This window comes from Belnapia sp. AC561, assembly GCF_979252845.1.
Map to the genome: position 1 here is coordinate 1 of NZ_CEEDBP010000476.1, position 238 is coordinate 238.

A 238-nucleotide genomic window follows, 5' to 3' on the forward strand; every position below is an offset into this window, starting at 1 on the left:
GGTTAATTTAATGGTTGTAGAAAGCAGTTTGGGTAGTTTTGCAAGTGTACCCAATGCGAATTTCTGTATTGGTGCGCTTGCAAAAACGGCAGATAACAATTTGCCCGCAATGAGCCTGCGCTGAAATAAATTTTTCCATTGTGCGGTATATTCTTTTTCCATTTCTTCCCTTAAAATTTGCCTGTCTTTTAGAAAACGCGTAACCAGTTCAGAAGCGATTTTTGCGCTATGTATTGCC

1 protein-coding gene is annotated in these 238 nt (G+C 39.5%); it reads right to left on the reverse strand.

Annotated features, from left to right (window positions below; translation table 11 throughout):
• Positions 1 to 238 (reverse strand): hypothetical protein (locus AC0IW9_RS31915; RefSeq protein WP_471652290.1); only part of this gene is annotated, 238 nt, incomplete at both ends.